This is a genomic window from Flammeovirgaceae bacterium SG7u.111 (assembly GCA_034044135.1).
Lineage (GTDB): Bacteria > Bacteroidota > Bacteroidia > Cytophagales > Flammeovirgaceae.
Genome location: CP139021.1, coordinates 4,461,037 through 4,486,834, shown reverse-complemented (window position 1 = coordinate 4,486,834; position 25,798 = coordinate 4,461,037). Strand labels below are relative to the sequence as shown.

Below are 25,798 nucleotides of genomic sequence, written 5' to 3'. Positions count from 1 at the left end.
GAGCTATTTCAGTGCTTTTTTTTTAAATTGAAATGAAAAATAGTTTATGTTGAATCCGCCTTTTACTATGAAAAGCTTCAATTGTTGTTTTCCTTTTTGCAAGATGAGATCATCTATTTGAGCTGTTGCCCACGTTTGGGTTCCGCCAGTAGCAGGAAGCTCAATTTCTCCAGATTGGTCTGAGTTTTCTACTAAGATTTTTATTGCTGAACCACTGTTTTGGGTTGCGTACCTCAAGTCAACTTGATAGGCTCCAGCAGAATCAACATTTAAGGTGTATTGGAGCCATTCCCCATCTTCGGTCCAAGCCACATTGTATCCATTGCTGACTTGGTCTGAACAAGCCTCAATGTCTACTCCATCGTTTCGGTAAGAATATCCTTTGTTCCAAGTTAAGCCGCCTGCTGAGCCACTTGTGTTGGAGTAGTCTGCATCGTGGTAAGCTACATCGTGGCGGCCTAAATCGAAGTCGGTAGCATAGATTACTGTTGCTTCAGAAGAGGCTATTTTGTTACTTTTGAAAGGTAGTGCTTCGCTAGAATGGGGTTGGCGGATCATGGCATCTACCACATCTTTGTGGTAAATATTATTTTCGAGCTTTAGGTTTTCCGTCATGCCCATTAGCGCAGTGTAAGCATCTTCCGAGCTAGGCTTGTTGCCTGAACCATTCCAATATGCTACAATAGCTTTGTACCCATCATTTATTTTTATTTCCAGTGGATTATTGTAGCCCATTTTCTTTTCTGGCCACCATGACCAACCTATTTTATTAGATTCAAGCAATGCTATGGCATCTGTGAACCATGCGTTTGAGTTTTCACCGCTTTCGCCAAGCCATATGGGAACGTTGCGCTGGTTTCTCATATCGAGCATTCCCTGAATAGCTGATACATCGTTCGGGTTCCAATATTTATGGTAACTGATTACGAGGTTGTCGTCCCAAAGAGCAGGTAGTCCGTTGTAATTATTTCCCCAGCAATTCCCTTCTATGATGATCATATGGTTTTTATCAACTTTTCTAATGGCTTCTGTTACCCTTTTTTGCAGATTCCAGAGCAACGTGTTTTGCTTTTCGCTACATCCATTTGGATCAGAAGCATGATCTTCAAAACCCCAGTTTGGTTCATTGATAATGTCGTACGCTCCTATATATGGTTCGTTTACATATCGTTCGGCAAGCTTTGTCCATAAAGCGACCATTTTATCTTGATTGACCTTGCTTTCCCACAAAGAAGGCTTCGTGTTGTCATAATCGCTGATGTCGGCATTTTCGCCTTGTCCACCCGGAGCCGCGTGTAGGTCTAGAATTAGGTACAGCTCATTTACTTCTGCCCAATCCAAGAGGCTGTCGACCATGGCAAACCCTTTTTCGTTCCAAGTAACTTGTCCGGGAATAGGCTCTTCTTCTATTGGGGGTGTAAACAGCTTGTAATGCATGGGAAGCCTGATAGAGTTGAATCCCCATGAAGCCATAGAGTCTACATCTATTTTTTGAAAATGATTTTTGAGCCAAGCGTTATAAAATTCTTCCTTTTTTTCTTTCCCAATAAGCTCTTCTACTCTCGCTTCAATAGTATGCTGTGGTCCAGATGTTTTGAGCATGTACCCTTCTTGAAGCATCCAGCCGCCAAGTCCTATCCCTCTTAATATTATTTCTTCATTGTTTTTATCGACAATTTGCTTTCCATTGGTATGTAAAAACTGAGCATGCGAAAGGTTAAAAAAGCTGAGGCTTAGTAAAAATACGAGCAAAGATATCTTTGATTTTAGGTGGAAAAATGGAGGGTTAAAGCTCCAAAAAGCAAAGTATAGTAGTAAATGTCTTTTCATATTTCAATTTGTTGGTATAACTTGGCGATAAGGTTATCATATCTGTTTTATTCAGGTTTTTTGAACCTGTTTCCAATAGTATTTTCTTTTTTTGCTAAAAGAGCTTGAGAAAGTACATTTAATATACATCAGGTAAAACCAGCATTACGCCTTTAGTACGTCATTTAAAATCAGTATATTGAAAATGAGTATTTTAGGTGTTTTTGTAACTAACAAATACTATGGCAGGAATTTCCAGTAAAAACTACATTTTATATCTTGTTTTGGTTTTTTTTATTCCTTGCTTCTCAAATGCGGAGATAGGGATAGAAAAAGTGGAGGAAGGTTTCGATGTGAAAGGAAGCCCAAGGGTGGTTCATTTTAACAAAAGTGACTACAAAGGTGACCTACAGTTTTGGTGCATGGCTGAAGATGAATCAGGCATTTTATATTTTGGGAATAATGATGGCGTAGTCATTTACGACGGGTCGTCGTGGTGTGTAGTGAAATTACCCAATGGATCTACCGTTAGAAGTTTGTTATATTCTTCGGATGGAAAATTGTACGTTGGCGGGGTGAAAGAAATTGGTCGCCTCGAACAAGATGAGTTTGGCACATATAAATATGTGTCGCTCAATAATTATTTGCGGGTAGAAGACCGTGATTTTGGTGATGTATGGCAAATAATAGAAGTGGAAGACCAAATTGTATTCAGAACTTTTGGTCTCATAATAGCCCTTTCAGGGAAAAAGACGGTTACGTTGCCTGCAAGTCAACGGTTTGGGCGGATTAGTGTAATAGAAGATCGATTGTATGTAGTAGACGACTGGGGGCTCAAGCGTTTAACCCTTGCTACCTTTGAGTTTGAGAATATTGTTCCAGCCAGCACTTATGAAGGGCATGAGGTGAGTGGGGTATTGCCTGGTAGGAAAGCCGGTGAAATTATGCTGTTTACCAAACCTGGCAATTCTTATTTTGTAAACCCAGAAAAGAAAACTATTTCGTTTTTTAAAAACCACTTACCCAATTTTTCTAGTGATCAGATTTTTTGTGCGCTAAAGTCATCCAAAGACACATATTACCTTGGAACCATCAATAGCTACCTGCTTTCATTCGAGTTTGATGGATTTCAGTTAGAAGGTTCTACTATGATAAGTGGGATGCAAGACAAGACCGTATTGGGATTGGATGAAACGAATGATGGGAATATTTGGGCAATGCTTAATAAAGGCATTGATTGTATAGAAATAGCCTCTCCAGTCTCTGTTTTGTTTGAAGGGGCTACCGTGCTAGATGTACGGTCTTTTAAGGACAGCTTATATTTGGCTACCAACCAAGGGGTTTATATGACCCGTTTGTCAAAAGACTCTCCAATTATTTCCACATCAGATTTTAAGATTGTTGACGGACTTGAAGCCCAGGCCTGGTCACTAGGCAAATACGAAGAAAAGCTGATTGTTTCTCATGACAAAGGGGTTTTTGTGTTGGGGGAAAAAGGGTATTATCATGTAGAGGGTACCAACGGTATTTGGAAAGTGATTCCTTTCAAAGGTCAAGAGCACCTTTATCTTGCCAGTGCATATGATGGTATTTATATATTAGAATATACCGAGGAAGAAAAGTTTGTCATAAGAAATAAGGTAGAAGGGTTTGAGGTGTCAAGTAGGGATATTATACAGCTGGGCACAAGCAATGTATTCTGGATTTGTGAAAGTTATAGTGGGGTTTATAAAATAAGGATTGATAAGGAGTTAAGGAGGATATCTAGTTTAGAGCATTTTACTACAAAAAACGGACTCCCATCTACCTTTGGGGTAAATGCATTTCCATATAAAGGCAATATATTGTTTTTGTCTAGGAAAGGCATATATACGTTTGACGAAAATACTCAGCAGTTTGTCTTGTACACAAAATTGGCTGATATACTAGATAAAAGGGCCTATTTAAGGCAGATTTTCAGTGATAATGATACTACTTGGATAGCAGATGATGAGCTTGGTGTAGGATATTTTGATGAGAAATCGGGTGATGCTGTTGAAAGTGACCTTTTTGCCTCGCTCAGAGGTTCCTATTCCAAAAGCATGGAATTGATTGTTCCACTGGGAAACCAGAAAGTACTGGTGGGCACAACCGATGGGCTTTATCTTTTTGATCTGGCTGTAAGTCCGCCTACTTTGGAGGAGAGCATGGTTTTTACCCAAGTGAGCTATCGGAATGAAGATGATAGTCTAGTATACTGTCCCTTAGCTTCTAGCAAAAGTGCTCCTTATAAATTTCCTCAGCAGACAAGTTCCTTGGTTTTTCAGTTTGCCTCACCAGGGCTAGCAGGAAATTCCGAAAAGCAGTTCAGTGTAAAGCTTGGGCTAGCAGATGAAAATTGGTCGGAGTGGAGTAGCGCTCCTTCGAAAGAGTATAGCCACTTGAAGGCAGGATTTTATGCTTTTAAAGTAAAATCGAGGAGCATTTTTGGAGGGGAAACCGAAGAGGCTGTTTACTATTTTGAGATTCTGCCCGAATGGTACCAAACAAAAGGGGCGATGGGCGCCTTTGTATTATTGGTGTTGGTAGGGATTGGTCTTTCTGTAATTTTGGTGAAGCGAAAACTGAAGATAACCCGTAAGGAGGAACGTGAAAGGCGACGGTTGGTAGAGTTGGAGCTTCAGCAAATGAAACTTGAAAAAGAGAATGAATTGATCACGAAAGATAAGAAGCAATTGGAAGAGGTGGTGATCAATAAAAGTAAAGAACTGGCTAACTATACTGTGTTGCTTGTTGGGAAAAGAGAGCTTTTGGCTAGTATGAATGAAGAATTGAAGGAGTTGAAAGCCTTGGCTAAGAATGAAAAAACACGTGAAAAAATACGGTTATTGGCAAAAAAAATAAATACAAACCTACAAGACGAGAAATATCTCCATGTGTTCGATACAAACTTTGAGAGAGTACATAAAGCTTTTTTTGATGATCTAAAAGCTACATACCCAAGTCTCACCCAAAAAGAACTTCGACTTTGTGGCTTTGTAAAAATGAACCTTACCAACAAAGAAATAGCGGCTATTTTAAATATTTCGGTGAGAGGGGTTGAAACGGCTCGTTATCGACTTAGAAAAAGGTTGGATTTGGATCATGAAGTGAATATGGTAGAGTTTTTAGAGCAGTTTTCTAGTTCAGGCCTTCATGAAAAAAGCAACGAACAGGAGTGATTTTTCATTACTAAAGTAAAAGCGAGGCTCGGATGAGAACAGGACGTTTTCTAGTTTTTGACTATAAAATCAATGAAATTTTATACAAAATCGTTGCTTAGTGCTATATTAGGTAAAAACCCCATCACGGGAAGTTAAGGCGGGTTTTATCCAATTTTTTTAGACATTTTTAACAGTTGGGTTTTAAAAAATAAAGCCTAATTTTGAAACTGATCAATTATGTTTCCGTCTTATAGAAAGGAAATTAACCAAGCAAACTCACATTATTTTTCGTTCCAAATAACAAAAGCTTTATCCATTGAAAAACGAAAACTTAGAAAAGGCCAGCGATGAACAGCTATTCAAAGAGATTAAAAAAGGGAATAGAAAAGCATGGGAACTCATAATCAAGTCTTACTACAATGCCCTTTTCGTTTTCATACTTGGGATGGTAAAGGAAAAGGAAAGTGCAGAGGAGCTGGTTCAAGATGTTTTTGTGAATATTTGGGACAAACGAGATAAGATTAATATTACGACCTCGCTAAAAGCCTACCTATACAGAGCTGCCAGAAACCATACATTGAATTTTCTGAAGCGTAAGAAGTTTGAAATGGATTATCATAAGCGTTTGGCTCAGACTTCCAGCAACTTGGACAATAAGACCGAGGAGTCTATCCATTATACCGAGCTTCAAAAGCATTTATTCAAAGCGATTGAGGATTTGCCCGATAGCTGCAAGCATATTTTCAAAATGAGCAGATATGAAGAGCTTACCTACAAAGAAATTTCAGATGTGTTAGGGGTACCTGTCAGAAGTGTCCATTACCAAATTGGTCTTGCGCTTAAAGAGCTTCGGAATAAATTGAAAGGATTATATAGTAAAGAATCTATTCCTTTTTTCGCATTGTTTTTAGTGCTGGCTCAATTTTTTCCATTCTAATGTTTTACTGTAAAGCACTGTTTTTTTTTCCTTCCTGAACCCTTTCGTTCTCTCACGAATTTTGTGGTGATTCAACATTCTTTCTTTATTTTTTAGTTTTTTTGTCAACTTGTAGGTTTTATATGTCTTGGTAGTATGGTAAGAAGCGTTCAGTTGTTAAATTAGGGTTAATAAATTGTTTTGCTTGCCATAGAGTAGGGTGGTGTAACTCTAACAACCATATATGAAAGAAAAATTACAATTGGAGAAGTAAAATCATGGAAAACGACCAATACTGGACACTGATAGCTCACTATTTATCAGAAGAGGCTGGCGAAGAAACCTCAAGCCATATTTCAAGGCTCAAGAAAGAACATCCTGAGTTTGAAAAACAGCTGAGAGAAGCCTCTATGATATGGAACTCGTCCAAAAAGCATAATTTGGAGCCAACATTTTCGGATAGCGAAATTGACGCTGCCATAGAAAAAATGAGCGGCAGACTAGGATCTGATGCAGTAGAAGATCAAGCGACGACTACTCATGTCCAGCTTTCATTTAAGAAAAAGCGTTTAGTCTTTAGGGCAGCTGCGGCCGTCGCATTGTTGATGGTTAGTGTGTTTTCACTGGTATATGTGTTGCAAAGTGCGAGCACACCAGGCTTGGAAGCAGTTGCCTTGAAAGGGGAAACAAAAAACATCGTTTTGCCTGATGGCACAAAGGTTTTACTTGCGCCTGATTCAAAACTTTCTTACCCTGAAACTTTCGGAAGTGTGAGAGAGGTAAACCTAGAAGGATTGGCCTATTTTGATGTGACCAAGAACCCTGATAAGCCTTTCGTAATTGAAACGGCTCATTCTTTAACCAAAGTGTTGGGTACTTCGTTTGCGATAGAAGCCTATCCAGAAGCTGAGAATGAAACCATTGCGGTAACGAGTGGTAAAGTTTCTTTTGGTGACCTAGATGGAGATAATACGCTTCTGCTTACCAAAGACGAAGCTGCTGTACTGAGTGTGAAAAACGGAAGGGTAGCTCAAATGGACAATCTTCATAATGAGTTAATTGCTTGGACTGATAGTACGTTTGCTTTCAGGAAAACGAAAGTAAGCAAGGTTTTTAAAACCTTCGAAAGGTATTATGATGTCTCTTTTGTGATAAGGGATAAGGCTATTTTAGATTTTAGTTTTTCTGCCGATGTGAAAGACAAATCGTTAGAGGAAGCATTGCAGCAAATGCAAGGAGTTTTCAATTTTACTTATAAGATAAATGGCAAACAGGTTACAATAGACCAGCCATCAAAATAATTGCAGATCAGATTACAATTACTCATTTTACAAGTAAAGCCAAGCATACTGCTTGGCTTTTTTATTGTCAGTTACCTAAATGCTTTGGCAGTTTTCCTAATCAAATTTTGTACTTCCAGGCCATGTGCCAAGCCGGGTAAAAACTCGCTGCTTTGGCTTCCCGAAAGGAACAGGTAATGGGCATGGATAAGTGCCCTTAGCCAGCCTCCTGGCACGTGCTTAGATGGAAAAGATGTCACACTTTCGTATTCAGAACCGCAAGGTACTTCTACCCAGCCTTCAGTTTGCCCTTTCAGGTGATAGGTATAAAAATCAGGCTTTTCTGTGTTGAAACGGATTGCGCCTTTTGTTCCGCTTATTTCAAATTCAAGTAAATCGCCTGTGCCCACAGATACCCTGCTGGCAACCAGTGTTCCTATGGCTTTGCTTTTTTTGTCTTTCAAAAATACTTCTGCATACAAGTCCGAATGCTTGGGGACATCCTCGTAATTCCCACTGTGGAGTGCGTTTACAACTTCAACTTCATTACCTATAAAAGCCAATAGCAGACTAAAAGCGTGAGAGCCAAGATCGGCGATAGCTCCACCTTCAGGAGCTGGAACAAGGCGGTTTTGCCGTTTATCTCGGTACGCTTTGTCTAAATAGTCGCTGTGCTTATAGACGAAGCGAAAGTGCAAAGCATTACCAAAGTCTTCTGATTTCCACAAGCCCAAAGCTTTTTGGATGGCTGGCATCTGCAAAAACTGAAATCCAACTTGAAAATGAACTCCCTTAGGAGGGTTTGCTATTATTTTTTCTATTTCTTGTTCTTCCTCCGCATTTGCGCAAAGTGGTTTTTCCACATACACCCGTTTGATATTTTTCATTGCCAAGACTTGCTGTAAATGGGCAAAATGTACTACGTTAGGTCCGAGGATGTACACCGTGTCTATATCTTCACGCTGCCAAAGTTCTTCGTGGGAAATAGTCTCCTCAAAGCCAAGCGATTGGGTGAATTCGGCTTTGGCTGTGGGGTTTCGCGATGCTACAGCTATTTTGCGGAACTTGGGTGCATCTTGGTAATAGAATGGCAAAGCTGCAAGGGCAAATGCATGGGGCTTGGAAATCCCTCCAGCTCCTATAAAGGCGATATTTATCATTTAGGTTTTGTGTTTTAATTTTAAGGTTTTGACAGAGGGCAAAGGTAGGAGAAAAAAGAAAGGCACAAAGCTTATCGCTTTGTGCCTTAAAAATTTCTGTTTTAACCAGATTTAAGCCTCTAATGGAGCTTCAGCATCGTTTGTAGGAGCTGAAGGTGTTTTTCCATTTTTTAAGTGGACAACGTCAAGCTCTGGGTTTTCATCGGCTTTCATCGAACCAAGGAAGTTAGGCAGATCGATGCCAGCTTGCTTGGCAAGATCGTGGATAGGAGGCAAGGTATTAATGAAGTTTTTGATGAAATTAGAAGTGGCTCCTCCTTCACCGTTTCCATTACCCGAGTCCCAAACCGTGATTTTATCGATTTTAAGGTTAGAGATGGCGTCAGTTTGCTTGGCAACCAGTTCTTCCATTTTCTCTAATAAGAGTAGAGTAGAAGCTGCTTTGCTATCGCCATTACATGCCGCAATAATCTCTTTGTAACCCTTCGCTTTTGCATCCAAAAGTTTTTGTAAGCCTTCTGCTTCTGCTTTGTACTTGAGCAAGGTTGCATCGGCATCCCCTTTTGCTACTCGCCTAATCTGTTCAGCTTGTGCCTCAGCAATGAGTTCTTTCTTACGTTTTTCAATTTCCTCCTTCACAATTTGCTCTTTCTCTAATTTAGAAAGTTCGGCAGCCTTTTGTGCTTCAAGAATTTCCCTTTCGGCAAGGGCTTTTGCCACATCGCTTCGGCGTTGGGCCTCGGCAGTTTTTTCGGCAAGAGTTGCATCGTATTCGGCTACTTTAGCTTTTGACTGGTTCTCGCCCTCTACCGCTTCTGCTTCAAGGTTGGCTACTCCAATACGCTGGTGGGCATTTGCTTTTTTCGTACCAGTTTCCGATTCGGCAGATTCAGAAGCAACCTCTACGTCTTTTTCCCTATTCGCTTTGGCTTCACCAATTGCACCATTTCTTTCTTGTTTGGCAACTTCAATTTTTGCCATGTTTATAGCTTCAGAAGCAGCTTTTTTACCTATTGCTTCAATGTAGCCAGACTCATCTGTGATATCTTTGATGTTCACGTTTATCAGTTCCAAGCCAACTTTGTTTAGCTCAGTAGCTACATGCTTGTTGATCAGCTGCAAAAACTGCTCGCGGTCTTGGTTGATTTCTTCAATAGTAAGCGTAGCAATTACTAACCTCAATTGACCCAAAATGATATCCAATGCTTGCTCCCTAATTTCATCGTCGGTCAAGCCCAATAGCCTTTCAGCGGCATTGAGCATGATTTCTTGGCGAGTAGAGATACCTACTGTGAAAGTACTTGGCGTGTTGATACGAATATTTTGCTTTGAAAGTGCTCCTCGGAGGTCGATTTCGATGGGCAAAGGGCTAAGACTTAGGTATTTCCATTCTTGGATAATAGGTAGTACAAATTCTCCGCCACCGTGTACACACTTGGCACTTTTGCCTTTGCCAACTTTACCGTACACTACCAATATCCTGTTAGAAGGACATCGTTTGTAGCGGGTCAGTAAGAAAAGAAAAAGTATCACAACTGTCAGGACGGTGATCCCAACGGAGTTTAAAAGAAAATCTGCCATTTGATTTTTGGTTAGAGTGAAAAAAATATTTTGGAAAGAGCGGTAAAGTGCTCTTTTATGTTATTGCAATTTAACTTATGCCCTCTTCTATAGCCTTTTCGTCGTAGCTCTCAACGAGTAATTTATCACCTTCAGTGGCATAAACCAAAACTTTTTGACCTGTAATTATTGTAGCCCCATCAGTAAGAGCATCCATAATGGTAAGGCGACCTTGCACTACTACTTCCACTTGGCCTGGTCCATTTCTTTCGCCAGGAATTCCCAAGTAAACTTTTCCTACTTTCCCAATGGCATTGTCAATTTCCAAATTTCCATTGTTCTCCAAGTTTTTCATTTGCTTGAAAAGGACTAAGGAAAGGAAAAAACCAGCGCCGCCAGCTATGCTTGATACCCCTATTACCATTGCTTTGGTAAGTGGTGTGGGCATGTTAAAGCCAAGCACGCCCGTCCAGCCAGCTATACACACAAAAGCAACGAACGAAGAAAGGGAAACATCCATGCCTGCTATGTCGAAGTCAAGTTCGTGGTCTAGCTCTATCCCAATTGTACCTAATAACAATCTGATTCCCAGCATGGCTGAGGACCCTACTGCCATAAGCCAGTAGATTGCTTCAAGTTTAGAGCTAGCACCAAATAATTCAATAAGAGTTTCCATTTTCTATAGCTTGATTGTGTAAAGGATGTGGTAAAGGCTTTTGTTGTGTTCTGGGCCTGATATTCAACAAGTTTTACCAAGGTGGGAAAACCTAAATTCATGGCTCGTGCTTTGTTTGAGGTGTAGTTTAGTATTCGGTTGGTGAAAAATACTAGTTAGATATACGTAAGAATAGCCTAAAAAGGTTGTACGTATATAATTTACCTTATTCTTGTTTCTCCAATTATATACGAAGAAAACTTTGAAAAGTACCCCATTTAACGACCGCTAGCAAACTCTATAATTTTCGCCACAAAAGGAAAATACAAATGTGTATGCAAAAAAACCAGAGAAGTAAGCCTCTCTGGTGATTGGTAATGTTATACTATTTAAGTCCTTACTTTGTGTAGTGGACTTGAATATGTTTAAACAATAAATTTTTTCCAGCCTGAGTCAGGGTCAAAGCCTCTTGCATCTAGTCCTGCCAATATTTCCCATTCGTGAGCTGCGTTAAACCCTCTGTAGGAAGGTAGTGCTCCTTGAGGAAGTTGAACTTCAGCTTCCCAGACATAATCTTCGTTGGCAGTTAGATTAGCAGGTCCATAAATGCTTTGCTCTAGTTCATTAGTTTCTGCAGATCTCTGTAAATCTACGCCTACAATCTCCACATCACCATTAACTCCTACATCTGAAGCGGCAGGGATCTTTACATTTGTAATGATTACTCTTTCAATACCTCTTATTTTCACATATACACCATTGATATTTAGATCCTGATGTGAAATAGAAGTATTTACTACTACTTTGAAAGGTTCTCCAAGCTTAGGGTCTTGGATATCAACAGTTACTTTAGCAACTTTTTCAGTTACTACACTCTTTTTAGCTTGCTGAACTTTGTCCCAGTATTCCATGATAGTTACATATGAGTTATAATTGAAAAGTATTATCATTAAGCAAACGTTATTATGATGAAAATATTAGTTCAAAATTTTGATACCTCTAAAAAATTATGGCATAAGTATGTTTGTGTTGGCATAAACAAGAAAGTATGTATAGTTGTGCGGTATACGTTAATTTACAGATGTGATGTGTGGTAAAGTCAAGCCTATCGCTCATATTCTAACATGAATTGTATAATGTATTAGACTATATCAGGGTTTATGACAGGGGTGATTTTATATAATCAGGGCAAATCAAAAAAGTATCATTTTAACGCAAATTCAGCATACAGTTTTTGAATTATGCTTCGGTAGGCCTGGTTAATAGTTTAAGTTTGTCCAAGACTATTTGTCATTTGGTCTTGTTTGTGTCGCAACTACAAAACTAATGGAATGGTGGAAGTCTTGATTTTGAACTATGCATTTCAAACCGGAAGGTTAAACATCTTTTCATATGATATAGAAAAGAGTGAGCTGGGTGTTAAAAAAATATAATGTTTGGATTGTGAAAAGCTAAAAATGTTTCTACCTTGTACAACGGTGGATTTTATCCAGTTAATCTAATAAAAGGTAAGGGTGTTTAGGCATTTTTTGGACAAACTATTTTTTACTGACCTCGATATCTTTGCTGCTGACATAAACCTTTTTTTACTCACAGTTTGGAATGAGCCCCTCTTTATAAAAAATTGATGCCTATCATTTTAATAGTTCTATTTTATTCGTAAATATGAAAAGTTGACTGTGCATGTAAACTTTAATGTATGTGTATTTTTTGGAAAAGGGAAACCTATTTTTATATAACCATATTGATAGTTAATAGGTTAGGGATTTATATAAGCGCAGTATCCTAAATCTGAAATTTACATTTAAGCATAAAACCAAACATCACTATGCAATTATTCGACACAAGCCTCAACGATAATATGGAGGTTATAAAAGGAGATGTGTTGGTTGCCGAGCCATTTTTAGACGATCCTAATTTTGCCCGTTCAGTAATACTGATTTGTGAGCATAAAGAAGAGGGTGCATTTGGTTTGGTAATAAACAAGCCAGTTAGTGTGGATGTAGAAGATGTCCCAGATCCACTCATTATGGGTAACGATATCTTTGTAGGCGGACCAGTCGAGCAAAATACTCTCCATGTAATCCATACCTTTGATATGCTGGATGGGAGCACAAAGCTTCAGGAAGGTGTATTTTGGGGTGGGAATTATGATGAACTTAAGCTCTTGCACATGAATGGGGAAGTCTCTTCAAAAAACTGCAGGCTATTTGTGGGCTACAGTGGTTGGGGTAAAAACCAATTAGAAGAAGAACTCAATAAAAATTCGTGGGTAATAGCTAAAATAGACTTAAAAAAAATATTCGAAATAGAACCGGAAAATTTGTGGCAAGAGGTGTTACGATCAATGGGAAGTAAATACAAGATGCTTTCAAATTATCCTATCGACCCTCGGCTTAATTAATACATTTTGTTAGCTTTGCTTAAAACCAATTAAGGAGGACGTATGAACGATGACAATGGTACCCCAAATGAGGGTAAAAACGCGGAAAAAGAAGAAAAAGAAATAGTAACATCTGCTGAGAACAGCGGAAGTGATTCGGAAGAAACGCCAAACACAAAAGTTGTTGAAGAAGCATCTCCTGAAGTGGTAGAAATACCAAAAAAAGAGGAAGAAAGTGCTCCAGAAGAGAAAAAAGTTGAAGTTCCAAAAGTTGCTGAAGAAAAAGTAGAAGCTGAAGAGTCTATAGCTAAGGAGAAAGCTGTGGAAGAAGAAAGTGAAGAAGATGAATCTGCAGAGGAAGAAACTGTGGAGGAAGAGGCGGTTGATTATTCAAAAAGCTCTTTGGAGGAAATATTAGAGGCTAGTATAGCCATGCTTAAAGAGGAGGATATTCGCAAAGCTGATAAAGCTTTTGTAGCAATGAGGGAAGTGGTAGATAAATTGAACAGTGAAGCTGCTGAAACTCAAAAGACTGCTTATGTAGCAGATAATGAAGGAGTGGATGAAGGCTTTGTATATAATGCCCCTGAAGGTATCAATGTTTTTTATACCAATTTCAAGGCGCACGATCAAAAGAAGAAAGAGCATTATTCTTCTCTAAGAAAAGAAAGAGGTGATAATCTTAAGGCTAAGCAAAAGATTATACAAGACATAAAGGAACTCATTGACTCTGAAGACCAAAAAGGTAGCTTTGAGAAGATGAAAGAGTTCCAAAACAAATGGAAAGAAATTGGTTCGGTTCCTCAAGCAGAAGCGGAAAATCTTTACCGAACATATAGTGCCATATTGGATTTGTTCTATGACCATAAAAGTATAGAGCATGATCTGAAAGAGCTGGACAGGAAGAAGAACTTAGATGCAAAACTTTCTCTTTGTGAGAAAGCTGAGGCTTTGTTAAGCGAAGAGAATTTGAACAATGCGGTAAAAGCGCTGAATAAATTGCATGAGGAATATAAAGCAATAGGTCCTATCCCGAAAGAGCAGCAGGAAGAAGTTTGGCAGCGTTTCAAAAAAGCATCGGATGAGCTTTATGAGAAAAAACGAGCCTTTGCCGAAGAGTATAAAAAGCAGCTTCAAGAAAACATGAAAATCAAGCAAGAGCTTTGCATCAAGCTTGAGGAATATGTGACCTTTGACTCTGACAGGATTAAGGCTTGGAATGAGAAGACAAAAGAGCTCTTAGCTGTGCAAAAGGACTGGGAGAAAATTGGTCCTTTGCCCAGGGAAGTTGCTAAAGACATCAATAAGCAGTTTTGGGGGAATTTCAAAGCGTTCTTTGCCAACAAAAACAAGTTCTTTGAGCAACTTGAAGCATCTCGTAAAGAGAATCTTGCTAAAAAAGAAGAGCTGTGTGTAAAGGCTGAAGCATTGAAGGAAAGTAGTGAGTGGAATGAAACCGCTGATAAACTAAAAGGACTTCAGCAAGAGTGGAAGAAAGTTGGTCCAGTTCCTGAATCTCATCGAGACAGTATTTATGAGCGATTTAAAGCTGCTTGTGACTTCTTTTTTGAAAGAAAAAGGAATAAGCGCTCAGAGCAAGACAAAGAGTTTGTGGTCAATCTTGAGAAGAAATTGGCTATTATTAAAAAGATAGATGAGCTTGCCGAGAAAAAAGAGGAGAATGAAGGGGAATTAGAGGCGTTGAAAAATGAATTCCTGGAGATAGGTTATGTGCCGAGAAAAGATATTAATTCTATACTAGACAAATTTCTTTATGCTTTAGATAACTATTATGACAACTTGCCGCTCGATGAAGATAAAATAGATGCAATGAAGTTGCAGGCTAGGGTGGAGATATATAATGAGGTTCCAAGTGTTATTTCTAAGCTAAAGAAACAAGAGCAAGTGCTGAGGAAAAAAATCACTCACTTGGAAAATGATATTGCTCTTTGGAAAAACAACCTAGAGTTTTTTGCGAAGTCTAAAACAGCAGATAAGTTAAAAGAGCAGTTTACATCAAAAATCGAGACTGCTACAGTTCAGTTAAAAGATCTCAAAAAGCAAATCAGGGTTATTAGAAATATAGGATAAGTTTATGTCATTATAAATGGTTAATTATCTGAAGTTATAAAGAAACCCTTCGCCTGCCACAACGAAGGGTTTCTCTGCTTTTCAAGCCCGTAGTTATAAAATTAGCTACATCATTACTATAATGAGTATCAAAAAAGTATTTTTCTTGCCTAATTTAAATTATGTTTTTGTTTTTTATTGGGGAGAATCTTTTCTAAACACAATAATTCCAGAAAGATACTGTCCCGAATTTCAAATATCGGTTTAAAACCCGTATGGGCTGTTTATCTTTTCCAGAAAGCTGGCTTCTTGCCCCTCCAAAAGTTGATACCTATCAGGTAGTTGGGCCCGCCTATCACTTTACCGCTGTTTTTTTGCACTTATGGCCTATTTTATTGCCCGTTTTTTTCGCTTTTACCCTATTTTTCTTGCACGGGCAGGTGGGGTTTCTTGCTCCCCGATGTAATGTTTTCCCATCTTGGGAATACTTTCCTATATAGGATTCTTGATATCCCGGAAAAAACTTTGGATGTAGTCTTTTTGGGGTAATGTTAAAAAAAATAAGCTGGGAAATGGCTTTTTACCTGGTTTACCAAGGTTTGTGCCCTCTATAGGCATGTGTGTTTCTGTGGGTATTTCAATTTTTTATAAAAAAAACAGCTTTTTTCCAATAAAACATACCTGTCACGTAAAGTGCTGTCAACCATGTGAATAACCTACATCGTTTTCTTCCTGTCTGTAAGTTTGCCGCCCCTAAAACAAAAAAAGTTAGCGGTGGAAGCCCTAAAATAGCAATACCAATTCATTATCATCGTTAACTAAATACAACTACCGAAATGAAGAAATACAAAGTAAGTGATTGCGAATTAATAAGCCAGTACAAAAAAGGAAACGAAAGCGCTTTTGAGGAACTAGTACTAAGACACAAAAACAAAATCTTTACGACGATCTTGTTGATAGTAAAGGACCAATACGTGGCAGAGGACCTGCTGCAGGAGACCTTTATCAAGGCAATAAAGACGATCAAGACAGGCAGGTACAACGAGGAGGGGAAGTTCCTCCCGTGGATCTCGAGGATAGCCCACAACATGGCGATCGACAATTTCAGGAAGCAGAAGCGCTACCCGATGATCGTGATGGAGGACGGCAGCAACGTTTTCAACACGTTGGAGTTCTCGGAAGACTCTTTCGAGTCGCAGCAGATCAAGAACGAGGTCCACGCCCGTTTGCGGGAGCTGATCCAGAACCTCCCGGAAGCGCAGCGTGAGGTGCTCATGATGAGGCACTACATGAAGATGAGCTTCCAGGAGATCGCCGAGACTACCGGCGTGAGTATCAATACCGCCCTTGGCCGCATGCGTTATGCCTTGATCAACTTGAGGAAACAAATGAACCCTGAAGCGAGCAATGAAAAAAAAGAGAAACAAGATAGCAGCGATTCAAAATGATATTCTAAGATATGTATACCACGAGGTAAGCCCATCGGAGGCAGGGGAGATAGCGTCGCGGATCTTCTCCGACCCGGAACTGGAAGACGAGTTCTATAACTTGGTCAGCCTGAAGGGGGACCTCGATAGACTGGAGGCGAAGGGAGAGCCTGGTCAAAGGTCGATAGACAACATACTGGCATATTCGAGGTCACTTGACTCGATCATACATTAAAAAAAGCTGGATCATTAAGATCCAGCTTTTTGTGTTTATTGGGGCTGGTTCAAGACAGCCCTTTTTTAATTTACTTGTTCACAAGAATTTTTCTCTCTACCGTTTCTCCATTTGTTTTTATATGAAGAATGTAAGCGCCAGAACCATAGTCCTTTGAATCCCAAGTTACTTCATGTATTCCGGCAGGCATAGATTTGTTCAAAATGGTATCAACCTTTTTTCCTGAAAGGTTATAGATGTCTACCTTTACACGTTCCTTTTCTGCTAGTTTGAAACCTATATTTAAAACGCCATCTGTGGGGTTAGGATAGGTGGCTATAGAATTGGCAAAAGCCGACTTAGAAGAAAACTCTAATGACAAATTAGAAGACCCTTTGCCTGACTTGGTTGTTATCAGCATTATATTTTCAGCGTCCACGCCATATTTCTCTACATTTTCTTTTCCTTTCAACACCTCCACTTTTTCTATGACATAGCCTTTTTTCAACTGATTCACTTCTTCAAGGTCAGATTCAATCCCATCAATAAAAAATGCAGTTTGAGATAAGTCTAATTGTTCTGTATTTTTTACTTTAACCTTGGCTTTTTCTTTTATCTTAAAATTACTTTTAGACTTTACTTCCAATACACCGTCTTTAGCTTTCTCTCCATATTTTTCAATAGCCTTTTCTCCTTTAAGCACATTTATAGATTCAATTATCTCTATTGGGATTTTTTCTTTTGAAATTTCGTTGCCATCTAAAATAAATAGAGGTGTTTTTCCATCTTTGAAGGTTGGGAATTGTATTTTTTCTTCAGCTTTATTCTTCTCCTTCAAGGTGATTTCCACTACACCATTTTTTCCCTTTTCACCAAAATAATGAATAGCGATTTCTCCTTTATGAACATCCAACTGCTTGATATTATCAGGGTCAATAGTTTTGATAAATCCATGAGAAACCTCTTTTCCATCAATAATGAATAAAGGTTGCTTGTTATCATCTAAAGACCTGATTTGGATTGTTTTTTTACTTTGTTCAATTATTTTATCACTCAAAGTAATCTCCACTACGCCATTTTTTCCCTTTTCACCATATTTATCAATGGCAGAATTTCCTTTCAAAACATTCATAAATGCAATCTTTTCTGGGGCTATATTTTCAAGTTCTTCTTGAGAAATCTCTTCCCCGTCTAAAATATAGAGTGGTTTTTTATCGCCATCGGCACTGCGGATATGGATGCCTTTGTATTCCACTGCCACTTTTTTCCCATTTATTTCTTCCTCGTCATTAAAAGTAAATATGCTGTTTCCTTTGCCCTTAAGTTCGGTTACTTTTTTACCTTTAATGTTTTTATAATCAATAATTACCGAGTTCTCTTTCGAGTCTTTGTTGTGGATAGTAATCGTTCTTTTTCCTTTTTCAGAGAGGGTATCAACTTCTACAGAGTAACCATCAGTAGCATTTATTCTGTATTTGAACGACTTGGTATTATTCGTCGAGTCGGTTTCCACGTTTACCACCCAAACTGTACTGTCAGTATTGGAAGAATGAACATTGAAAAATACGTTTTCTCCTTCTTTGCCCTTTTTCTCAATGGTCTTGATTTTGTACTTCATTTTCTTTTTTGAAGTATCGTCGGCGAGCATAAACATGTGCAGGGGTGCATCAATTTCCAATTCTTCTTCCTCTGATAACCAGATGCCTGCGTCGTCACCATCGCTTTCCAAGAAAAATACCTGAGCATGGCTGCTGTCAGCGGGGTCGAGCACAATGGTTTCTTCCGAAGTCCAAGAGAGGGGATCGGATAATGTGACCTTCATTGAATCGTTGCTTGCAAACTGCATTACCTTCACTTTTACCTGCTTTTTGGTGGTATCGTCGGGAGAAGTGAACTCTTCCACAACAGGCAAACTTTCAGCGCTAGCTATTCTTTCTTCAAAAGGAACATCTTGGGCTTGGCTCTCTTTGTAGCCCGAAGAAAGGGTGAAAAAGATTAAAGCGCAAAGTACTAACATAGCCGCTGCAAAGCGCCCAATAGTTCGCTGGGAGAGGGCATGTGCTGTTTCAAACTGGTTTTGCCCAATGGCAACAATCCTCCTGATGCGGTAAAGTACACTGCCTCGCTTGCCCATGACAGAAAGTGCCAACTCAGGTTCTCTGTACTGCGCTTGCGCAAGGTTTGCTAAGGCTTTTATATAGTCTTTGGCACTTCCCGTAGCTTGGAGGGCAATATCGTCGCAGCAGTTTTCACGTTCATCGTTGATACAAACAGATATCCACCAAGCGGCAGGGTTGTAGAATAATACAATTTCAATTATAGACTGAATCATATTGAGCAGGTAATCGTTGCGGCGGATATGGGCCAGTTCGTGGGCAAGAACACCTTCCAATTCGGGGACAGGCATTTGAGCCATCATGCTAATTGGCATCAAGATGACAGGGCGCAGCCATCCAACTACAGTTGGCACTTCCACCATGCTTGATTTAAGCATTTTCACTTTAGACCTTATTCCTATTTTTTGGCACATAGCATTGAGCTTTTCTTCCCAAAAAACTGAAACAGGAGAAACTTTTTGAGTCCTGATTTTTTGTATGTAATACAAGCCAGAGATAAATCTGAGAGAGAAAAAACCAACTCCGACTAACCAAACTACAAAGATGGTAGAAGAATAGGTTTTTATCAGGCTTACTATGCTTTGGTAAGTAGCCTGTACCTTGGCTAATATAGATTGGTCTTGGGTGTAGTAAACAAGTAAATCGGCTGCTTCCAAATTGGTAATTGCCTCATCTGTGAGTACCGTCGATGTGCCTTCAGATTGGTACGAGATAAAGAACGTAGCTATGGAAACTGTCGCCAATAAAAACAAGGCTGCAATGGAGGTGAAATATCTCTTTTGAGCACTGTGTTTCCTTAATATTTTGAGGGAAATACCCAGTATAACTGCAATGAGTAACCCTTGCCAGAGTGAGTGTAATATGGTAACACTCAAGGCTTCAATTATATTATTCATGATATTTATGTTTTCTAAGAAATCCATTTTTTAGTTGTTTTCCATGTCATCCAATAATTTCCTAATTTGCTCAAGTTCTTCTGGGGAAGCTTTTTTTCTTCCCAGTGCCTGGAGCATAAGCTTCGTGGCAGAGCCTTTAAATACCTTATCTACAAACCTGTCGAGGAGTTCGATTTGAGTATCTTCTTCTTTTGCCAAGGCTTCGTAAATATGGGTTTTCCCTGAGCGTTCTCGGTCTACCAATCCTTTGTCAAACATTATTTGCATAAGCTTGAGGGTAGTAGTATAGCCGGTTTCTTTCAAGCTGTTGAGCTTGTCGTTTACAAACCGCACCGTGCTTGGGCCAAACTCCCATAAAAGTTGAAGGATTTCGAGCTCAGACTCGGTCGGTTTTGGCAGTTGATTGTTTTTCATTGTCTTAGGTATAAAGTATTTGATCTACGAATCGATTCGTAACAAACATAGGGTTTTCATGGTTTCGAGTCAAGTTTTATCTACGAAAATATTCGTAAATAAAGTTAAAAATGTCGTAAGCGGCTTTAAATGAGGAAAAATAGAGTAGAGGAGCAGAAATAATTCCCTTGAGTTGGATGTTTCAATAGCTCTTTATACTATTGGTCCCTTTGATGATTTTATAAAAAATAGACTGGGCTTATAGCCAATGGCTTTAGCTCTAATATGAATTTTTATTTTTTTAGACGGCTAAAAGGATAAATTTGCGATGAAGGGAATAATGTTTTTGTAAACAAGCTCTTTGTCTTTTGAAGTTGAACCAATTCACAAAATAAACCTCCTTATAACATATACATGAAAAGCTTAGGCAGGTACCTGATTTTTATGGGGAAAATCTTTTCCAACCGTGAGCCACTTCGGGTTTATATCAAACTTTTTTTTGAAGAATGTATCTTGATTGGGATCGACTCGCTCACTATTGTGGTGATCGTTTCGGTGTTTATAGGTGCGGTAATGTGTGTACAAACAGCGTACAATCTTGTAAGCCCCTTAATTCCAACCTACGTAATCGGTGTGATAGTAAGAGACATGACCCTGCTTGAAGTAGCTCCTACATTCACGGCAATTGTATTTGCGGGAAAGGTGGGGTCTAATATAGCAGGTGGCTTAGGTACCATGAAGATTACCGAGCAAGTAGATGCACTAGAGGTAATGGGAATTAACTCGGCATCCTACTTGGTGCTGCCAAAGATTTTGGCTGGCATTTTTATGTACCCGTTATTAGTGGTACTTGCCGGTTTTTTGGCGATGTATGGAGGGTATTTGGCAGGGACTCTTGCTGGGGTGATCACCGAAGAAGAATATATTTACGGAATTAGAGCTGATTTTATTCCACTGAACGTGACGTTTGCGGTGATCAAGTCGTATGTATTTGCCTTTTTGATCGTAACTATTTCTGCTTACAAAGGCTATTTTACCGAAGGAGGAGCATTAGAGGTTGGTAAATCGAGCACCAAAGCTGTTACGAACAGTTGTATCTCGATATTGATTGCAGATTTTCTATTAGCTCAGTTTCTTATATAAGCATCCGAACAGAAAATGATAGAAATACAAAATGTAAAAAAGAGTTTTGATGGTAAGCAGATCTTGCATGGGATCAGTGCTAAGTTTAGGCAGGGAGAAGCCAATATGATAATAGGGGCAAGTGGAACGGGGAAAAGTGTGTTGCTAAAAAGCATTGTAGGCTTAGTTCCGCCCGATGAAGGTGATATTCTTTATCATAATAGAAACTTTTACAAAGCTGACAGACAAGAGCAAAAGGAAATTAGAAGGGAAATAGGAATGCTTTTCCAAGGCAGTGCCCTGTTCGATTCGCTCACAGTAGAGCAAAATGTACGCTTCCCTCTCGACATGCTTTCCAATATGTCGTCCAGTGAAAAGGAAGATAGGGTGAACTTATGCCTTAAGCGAGTTGAGCTAGAGCACGCTGGCAAAAAAATGCCTTCTGAAATTAGTGGTGGAATGAAAAAAAGGGTTGGGATTGCCCGAGCAATTGTACATAACTCCCAGTACCTGTTTTGCGATGAGCCTAATTCAGGTCTAGATCCAAATACCGCAATTTTGATTGATAATTTGATATTTGAGATTACCAAAGAATATAACCTGACCACGGTAATTGTATCGCATGATATGAATTCCATGATGGAAATTGGAGAGCATATCCTCTTTTTGCATAAAGGGCATTTGGTGTGGGAAGGAAGTAACGATGAAGTGCTAGACGCCACCCAACCAGAGTTGGAAACATTTATTTTTTCCAACAACCTAATGAGGAAATACAAAACATTGAGTAAGTAGAAGAGTTCGCCCTTGCATTTTAACTACTAAATTCTCAGTAGTTTTACTTTTTAGCAATATGCGTTGTTGTAAATAGGGTCACTTGTTTATTGTTGCTGGTTTTTGAATAGAAAGATAAAAAACATTTCGATCATCAAAATCTCAACTTAAAAAGCTTTGATTTTAATGATCGGAAGAAAAACTTAAGGCTAGTAACTAGCAACCTTCAGCAAGGACTGAAAAGAGCATTTGGAGATACTTATATAGCTTAGCTATACAGGCTCTTCTACTCTTATGACGCTATAAACTCCTTCTATTTTTTCTAATTTCTTCAATAATTTTTCAAACTCACTTTTACTATGAACCATTAGTTCAATATTTCCCTTGAACAAGTTGTTTTTAGTACTGATATTGATACCTGTGATATTCACTTTCATCTGGCTAGAAATGATCATAGTTACATCGCTTACCAAACCAACTCTGTCAGTTCCCTCTACACTGATGCTCACTTCAAAGCCTTCTTCTTCCACAGGACCTGAACTTCCACCCCATCGAGCCCGGATAATCCTGTACCCATAGTTTGCCATTAGCGAAACTGAGTTAGGACAGCTTTTTCTGTGGATGGTGATTCCTTTGTTTATGGTCAAGAACCCAAAGATTTCATCGCCAGGAATAGGATTGCAGCACTTAGCATAGTTATAATCTAGTTCGCCCATTTCGCCGACTACTATCTCCGTCAGTTTATCACGTTTTTTCTCAGGAGCGGGCGTTCCATTGTGTTCGTCGGAATTTTTGCCATTTACTTCAGGCTTTATCTCATCTTTCGATTTGTAGTCTTTGAAGCCCTTTATTTCGGTATGCTTAATTACTTCCTTACCTATTTTGTAGAAAAGATCACTCTCAAGCTTTTCCCCAAAGTATTCGGCTAGCCGGCGTAGGGTAATCTCGTTGTAAGGGAGCTTGAGGTGGCGGAGTTTTCGTTTTACAATGTCTTTTCCATCCCGTTGGTAGCGTTTCTTTTCCTCCTTTAGGTAGTCTTTTATCTTGGACCTAGCGCGCGAAGTCTGTACAAACTTGAGCCAACCTTCATTTACCTTAAATTTATTGGAGGTGACAATTTCTATTTGGTCACCATTTCGTATTTCGTAGTTGAAGGGGACAAGCTTTCCGTTGATCTTCGCTGCAAGGCATTTGGCGCCCACTTCGGTGTGGATATCAAAAGCGAAGTCGAGAACGGTTGCGCCCCGAGGAAAGGTTTTCATATCGCCTTTTGGGGTGAAGGCAAATACTTCTTCAGCATAAAGATTAGATTTAAAATCTTCTACAAATTCCTCACCTGTAGAGGTTTTATGCCTTTCCAGCATATCTCTCACTTCTTGCAACCATACTTCTATTCCTTGTTCTGATTTGGACTTTACTGCTCCATTTTTGTATTTCCAGTGAGCAGCGTAGCCCTTTTCGGCAATCTCATCCATCCGCTTGGTTCGGATCTGGACTTCTACCCATTGCCCCGTGGTGCTCATCACCGTAGTGTGGAGCGATTCGTAGGCATTTATCTTTGGAGTACTTATCCAGTCTCTCAGGCGGTTAACATTGGGTGTGTAAAAATCAGTGACGATGGAGTAGATTTTCCAGCAGGCGGCTTTCTCATTTTCAAAAGGGACATCTGCAATAATTCGGATAGCAAAAAGGTCATACACACCATCAAAATCAATGTTTTGTGTGCGCATTTTTCGGTAAATTGAATATACCGATTTGAGCCTATCTTTGATGGTGAAAGGATATCCTTGTGTCTTTAGCTCAGTTTCTATAGGTCGGATAAACCGTTTGGCAAACCTACTACGTGCCGCCTTCGATTCTTCTATGTTCCTCAGAATACTGAAATAAGCATCCCTGTCCGAGTATTTGAGGCAGAGGTCTTCTAGTTCCGATTTGATGGCATACAAACCTAGCCTGTGAGCCAAAGGAGCATAGATGTATTCAGTTTCCGACTTGATCTTCAGTTTCTTATGGTCAGGAAGGCTATCCAGCGTTCGCATGTTATGCAACCTATCCGCAATTTTTATCAGTACCACCCGCACATCTTCCGAGATGGTGAGCAATAAGCGCTGAAAGTTTTCCGCTTGCAGGGATTTGCCCTTGGTTGCCTTGGTCGAGATTTTGGTCAAGCCTTCCACTATCATGGCAATTTTTTTCCCAAACCGCTCTTCTATGTCGCTTATTTCGTAGCCAGTATCTTCCACTACATCGTGGAGCAATGCAGCAATGATGGCCGTAGTTCCCAGTCCAATTTCCTCAACGGCAATAAGAGCTACTTCAATCGGGTGGTAAATATATGGTTCACCCGACCTTCTTCTCATATCTTTATGTGCTTCTTCTGCAAAGCGAAATGCTTTCTTTATCTGCTTGGCATCGTCCCCTTTCAAAAAGGGTTTTGCCTTGCGCAATAGCTTCCTATAAAGCTTTAGTATGGTTTCTTTTTCCTTTTCTTCGTCAATGTACATAGCCAACACCTTGATTAAATTTCTTAAACTCCTCTAATAAAAGAAAACCGACTTAGTAAAGTCGGAACGCAAATCGTATGAGTTACAGAATGTATAGTAAAGAGGTAGTACGTAAAGGTTTCCTTCTCTTCCTTTTATCTAATTTAAGGAAATAGAAGGAATAATGCCCAATAAATGGTCGATAAGTTTTAGTGTCTTTGTTTGCTAAACTACAAACAGGGTTTTCGTAATCGGTTAAGTACTTGTGCAGCATCTTTTTAATTGAAGGTTACTTGTTACTAGTATCTGGTTATATTAACTCTCCCCTTCTGTTGGCTGATTAAAAAAATAAGACAACCTCAATACTGCATAGACATAGCGCTGTAGTTAAAATATGAAAAAAACTGGCAACCAGAAACTAGCGATGGTCAGAAAGGTATTAAGAGCATGTTTAAATTTTGAAAAGAGCCGGGCAGGCTAAAACTTTGTAGTGACGAAACAACAAAGTTTATGGAAACAGGATATACCCGCTTGACCTCCCGGCAATGGCAATATATAAAAGAATATCTTCCCGTGGAAAGGAAACGCAAATATGACCTCAGGGACGTGGTGGACTCGATCTTGTACTGCATGCGCAGCGGACAGCAGTGGCGCAGCCTCTCGGGCGAGGGACGCCCTCCTTGGAATGTGGTATACTATTATTTCCGCAAGTGGCAGGGGGACAACACGCTTTTTCGGCTGAACGCGGCACTCAACCAACTAGAGCGCAAGAGGAAGGGCAAGAAGGCGACCCCGAGCATGCTTTCCATTGATAGCCAGTCGGTAAAGTGCGCGCCTTTTATCGGGCAGGACACGGGGCTGGACGGCAACAAGAAGGTGAACGGGAGAAAAAGGCACGTCATCACCGATACGCTCGGGCTGGTATGGGGAGTGGTCGCCACTGGCGCCAACGAGCATGACGGCACGATAGGGCAACGGGTGGTGGAGCCCCTCTTGGGCTACCTGCACAGGATGGAAAAGATCCTGGCAGACCAGGCCTATAAAAAGAAGTTCACCGGATGGGTAGAGGACAACATAAGGGGCGTAGAGGTCGAGATATCCTCTTGTCCCCCAACCCCCAGGGGCTTTGTGCCCATCAAGTGGAGATGGGTCACCGAGAGGACATTCGGCACGTTCAATTTCTTCCGGAGGCTGTCCAAAGACTATGAAAAAACTACCAAAAGCCAAGAAGCTTGGGTTTTATGGCAAAACTGCCAAATAATACTTAATAGGATCAAAAAAATGCCTATTTAAAATTTTTAAACATGATCTAAGAAGAAAGTATAATCAGAAGGTCGAAAGGAAACTGGTTTTCTATATG

18 protein-coding genes are annotated in these 25,798 nt (G+C 39.7%); 10 read left to right on the top strand and 8 right to left on the bottom strand.

The window, feature by feature from the left end:
- Positions 1–3: 3 nt before the first annotated feature.
- Complete coding sequence (locus tag R9C00_17625) at positions 4–1,830, bottom strand: cellulase family glycosylhydrolase (GenBank protein ID WPO33524.1); 1,827 nt, start codon at positions 1,828–1,830, stop codon at positions 4–6.
- 221 nt (positions 1,831–2,051) lie between these two features.
- Between R9C00_17625 and R9C00_17620 the strand changes: the two genes are divergently transcribed.
- The 3 genes from R9C00_17620 (at position 2,052) to R9C00_17610 (ending at position 7,208) form a co-directional block, all read left to right on the top strand.
- Positions 2,052–5,009 carry a helix-turn-helix transcriptional regulator gene (locus tag R9C00_17620; GenBank protein ID WPO33523.1) on the top strand — a complete coding sequence of 986 codons (2,958 nt, stop codon included), beginning with the start codon at positions 2,052–2,054 and terminating at the stop codon, positions 5,007–5,009.
- 298 nt (positions 5,010–5,307) lie between these two features.
- Entirely contained in the window at positions 5,308–5,928 is a 621-nt protein-coding gene (locus tag R9C00_17615; GenBank protein WPO33522.1) for an RNA polymerase sigma-70 factor, read from the top strand.
- 257 nt (positions 5,929–6,185) lie between these two features.
- Positions 6,186–7,208: a FecR domain-containing protein gene (locus R9C00_17610; protein ID WPO33521.1), complete on the top strand. Its 1,023-nt coding sequence runs from the start codon at positions 6,186–6,188 to the stop codon at positions 7,206–7,208.
- Positions 7,209–7,279: 71 nt separating this feature from the next.
- Here the strand turns inward: R9C00_17610 and R9C00_17605 are convergent, their stop codons facing one another.
- From R9C00_17605 to R9C00_17590, 4 genes are all read right to left on the bottom strand, one after another.
- Complete coding sequence (locus R9C00_17605; protein ID WPO33520.1) at positions 7,280–8,347, bottom strand: Gfo/Idh/MocA family oxidoreductase; 1,068 nt, start codon at positions 8,345–8,347, stop codon at positions 7,280–7,282.
- A gap of 111 nt (positions 8,348–8,458) precedes the next feature.
- On the bottom strand, positions 8,459–9,928 hold the full coding sequence (locus R9C00_17600; protein ID WPO33519.1) for an SPFH domain-containing protein: 1,470 nt from the start codon (positions 9,926–9,928) through the stop codon (positions 8,459–8,461).
- Positions 9,929–9,998: 70 nt separating this feature from the next.
- Positions 9,999–10,583: a hypothetical protein gene (locus tag R9C00_17595; protein WPO33518.1), complete on the bottom strand. Its 585-nt coding sequence runs from the start codon at positions 10,581–10,583 to the stop codon at positions 9,999–10,001.
- Positions 10,584–10,987: 404 nt separating this feature from the next.
- The gene (locus tag R9C00_17590; GenBank protein WPO33517.1) at positions 10,988–11,512 is read right to left on the bottom strand and encodes a hypothetical protein; all 525 of its coding nucleotides are present in this window, start codon (positions 11,510–11,512) and stop codon (positions 10,988–10,990) included.
- A gap of 878 nt (positions 11,513–12,390) precedes the next feature.
- Here R9C00_17590 and R9C00_17585 point away from each other — a divergent pair.
- The 4 genes from R9C00_17585 to R9C00_17570 all read left to right on the top strand — a co-directional run bounded on the left by R9C00_17585 (position 12,391) and on the right by R9C00_17570 (position 16,677).
- On the top strand, positions 12,391–12,966 hold the full coding sequence (locus tag R9C00_17585) for a YqgE/AlgH family protein (protein WPO33516.1): 576 nt from the start codon (positions 12,391–12,393) through the stop codon (positions 12,964–12,966).
- Between the two features lie 42 nt (positions 12,967–13,008).
- Entirely contained in the window at positions 13,009–15,036 is a 2,028-nt protein-coding gene (locus R9C00_17580; GenBank protein WPO33515.1) for a DUF349 domain-containing protein, read from the top strand.
- 815 nt (positions 15,037–15,851) lie between these two features.
- Positions 15,852–16,463: a sigma-70 family RNA polymerase sigma factor gene (locus R9C00_17575; protein ID WPO33514.1), complete on the top strand. Its 612-nt coding sequence runs from the start codon at positions 15,852–15,854 to the stop codon at positions 16,461–16,463.
- Positions 16,423–16,677, top strand: coding sequence for a hypothetical protein (locus R9C00_17570; protein ID WPO33513.1), 255 nt, complete (start codon positions 16,423–16,425; stop codon positions 16,675–16,677). Before R9C00_17575 ends, R9C00_17570 begins: the two co-directional genes overlap by 41 nt.
- A 70-nt stretch (positions 16,678–16,747) precedes the next feature.
- On the opposite strand, the gene R9C00_17565 is transcribed toward R9C00_17570, so the two are convergent.
- Together R9C00_17565 and R9C00_17560 are read right to left on the bottom strand one after the other, a co-directional pair.
- Positions 16,748–19,669, bottom strand: coding sequence for a M56 family metallopeptidase (locus R9C00_17565; protein WPO33512.1), 2,922 nt, complete (start codon positions 19,667–19,669; stop codon positions 16,748–16,750).
- A gap of 30 nt (positions 19,670–19,699) precedes the next feature.
- On the bottom strand, positions 19,700–20,083 hold the full coding sequence (locus tag R9C00_17560; protein WPO33511.1) for a BlaI/MecI/CopY family transcriptional regulator: 384 nt from the start codon (positions 20,081–20,083) through the stop codon (positions 19,700–19,702).
- A 393-nt stretch (positions 20,084–20,476) separates the two neighbouring features.
- Between R9C00_17560 and R9C00_17555 the strand changes: the two genes are divergently transcribed.
- Together R9C00_17555 and R9C00_17550 are read left to right on the top strand one after the other, a co-directional pair.
- A complete protein-coding gene (locus R9C00_17555) occupies positions 20,477–21,205 on the top strand; it encodes an ABC transporter permease (GenBank protein ID WPO33510.1) in 729 nt (242 codons plus the stop codon).
- A gap of 15 nt (positions 21,206–21,220) precedes the next feature.
- The gene (locus R9C00_17550; protein ID WPO33509.1) at positions 21,221–21,976 is read left to right on the top strand and encodes an ATP-binding cassette domain-containing protein; all 756 of its coding nucleotides are present in this window, start codon (positions 21,221–21,223) and stop codon (positions 21,974–21,976) included.
- A 251-nt stretch (positions 21,977–22,227) separates the two neighbouring features.
- Here the strand turns inward: R9C00_17550 and R9C00_17545 are convergent, their stop codons facing one another.
- Positions 22,228–24,459: a RelA/SpoT family protein gene (locus tag R9C00_17545; GenBank protein WPO33508.1), complete on the bottom strand. Its 2,232-nt coding sequence runs from the start codon at positions 24,457–24,459 to the stop codon at positions 22,228–22,230.
- Positions 24,460–24,948: 489 nt separating this feature from the next.
- On the opposite strand from R9C00_17545, the gene R9C00_17540 reads away from it, so the two are divergent.
- Positions 24,949–25,731, top strand: coding sequence for an IS5 family transposase (locus R9C00_17540; protein WPO33507.1), 783 nt, complete (start codon positions 24,949–24,951; stop codon positions 25,729–25,731).
- Positions 25,732–25,798 lie beyond the last annotated feature (67 nt).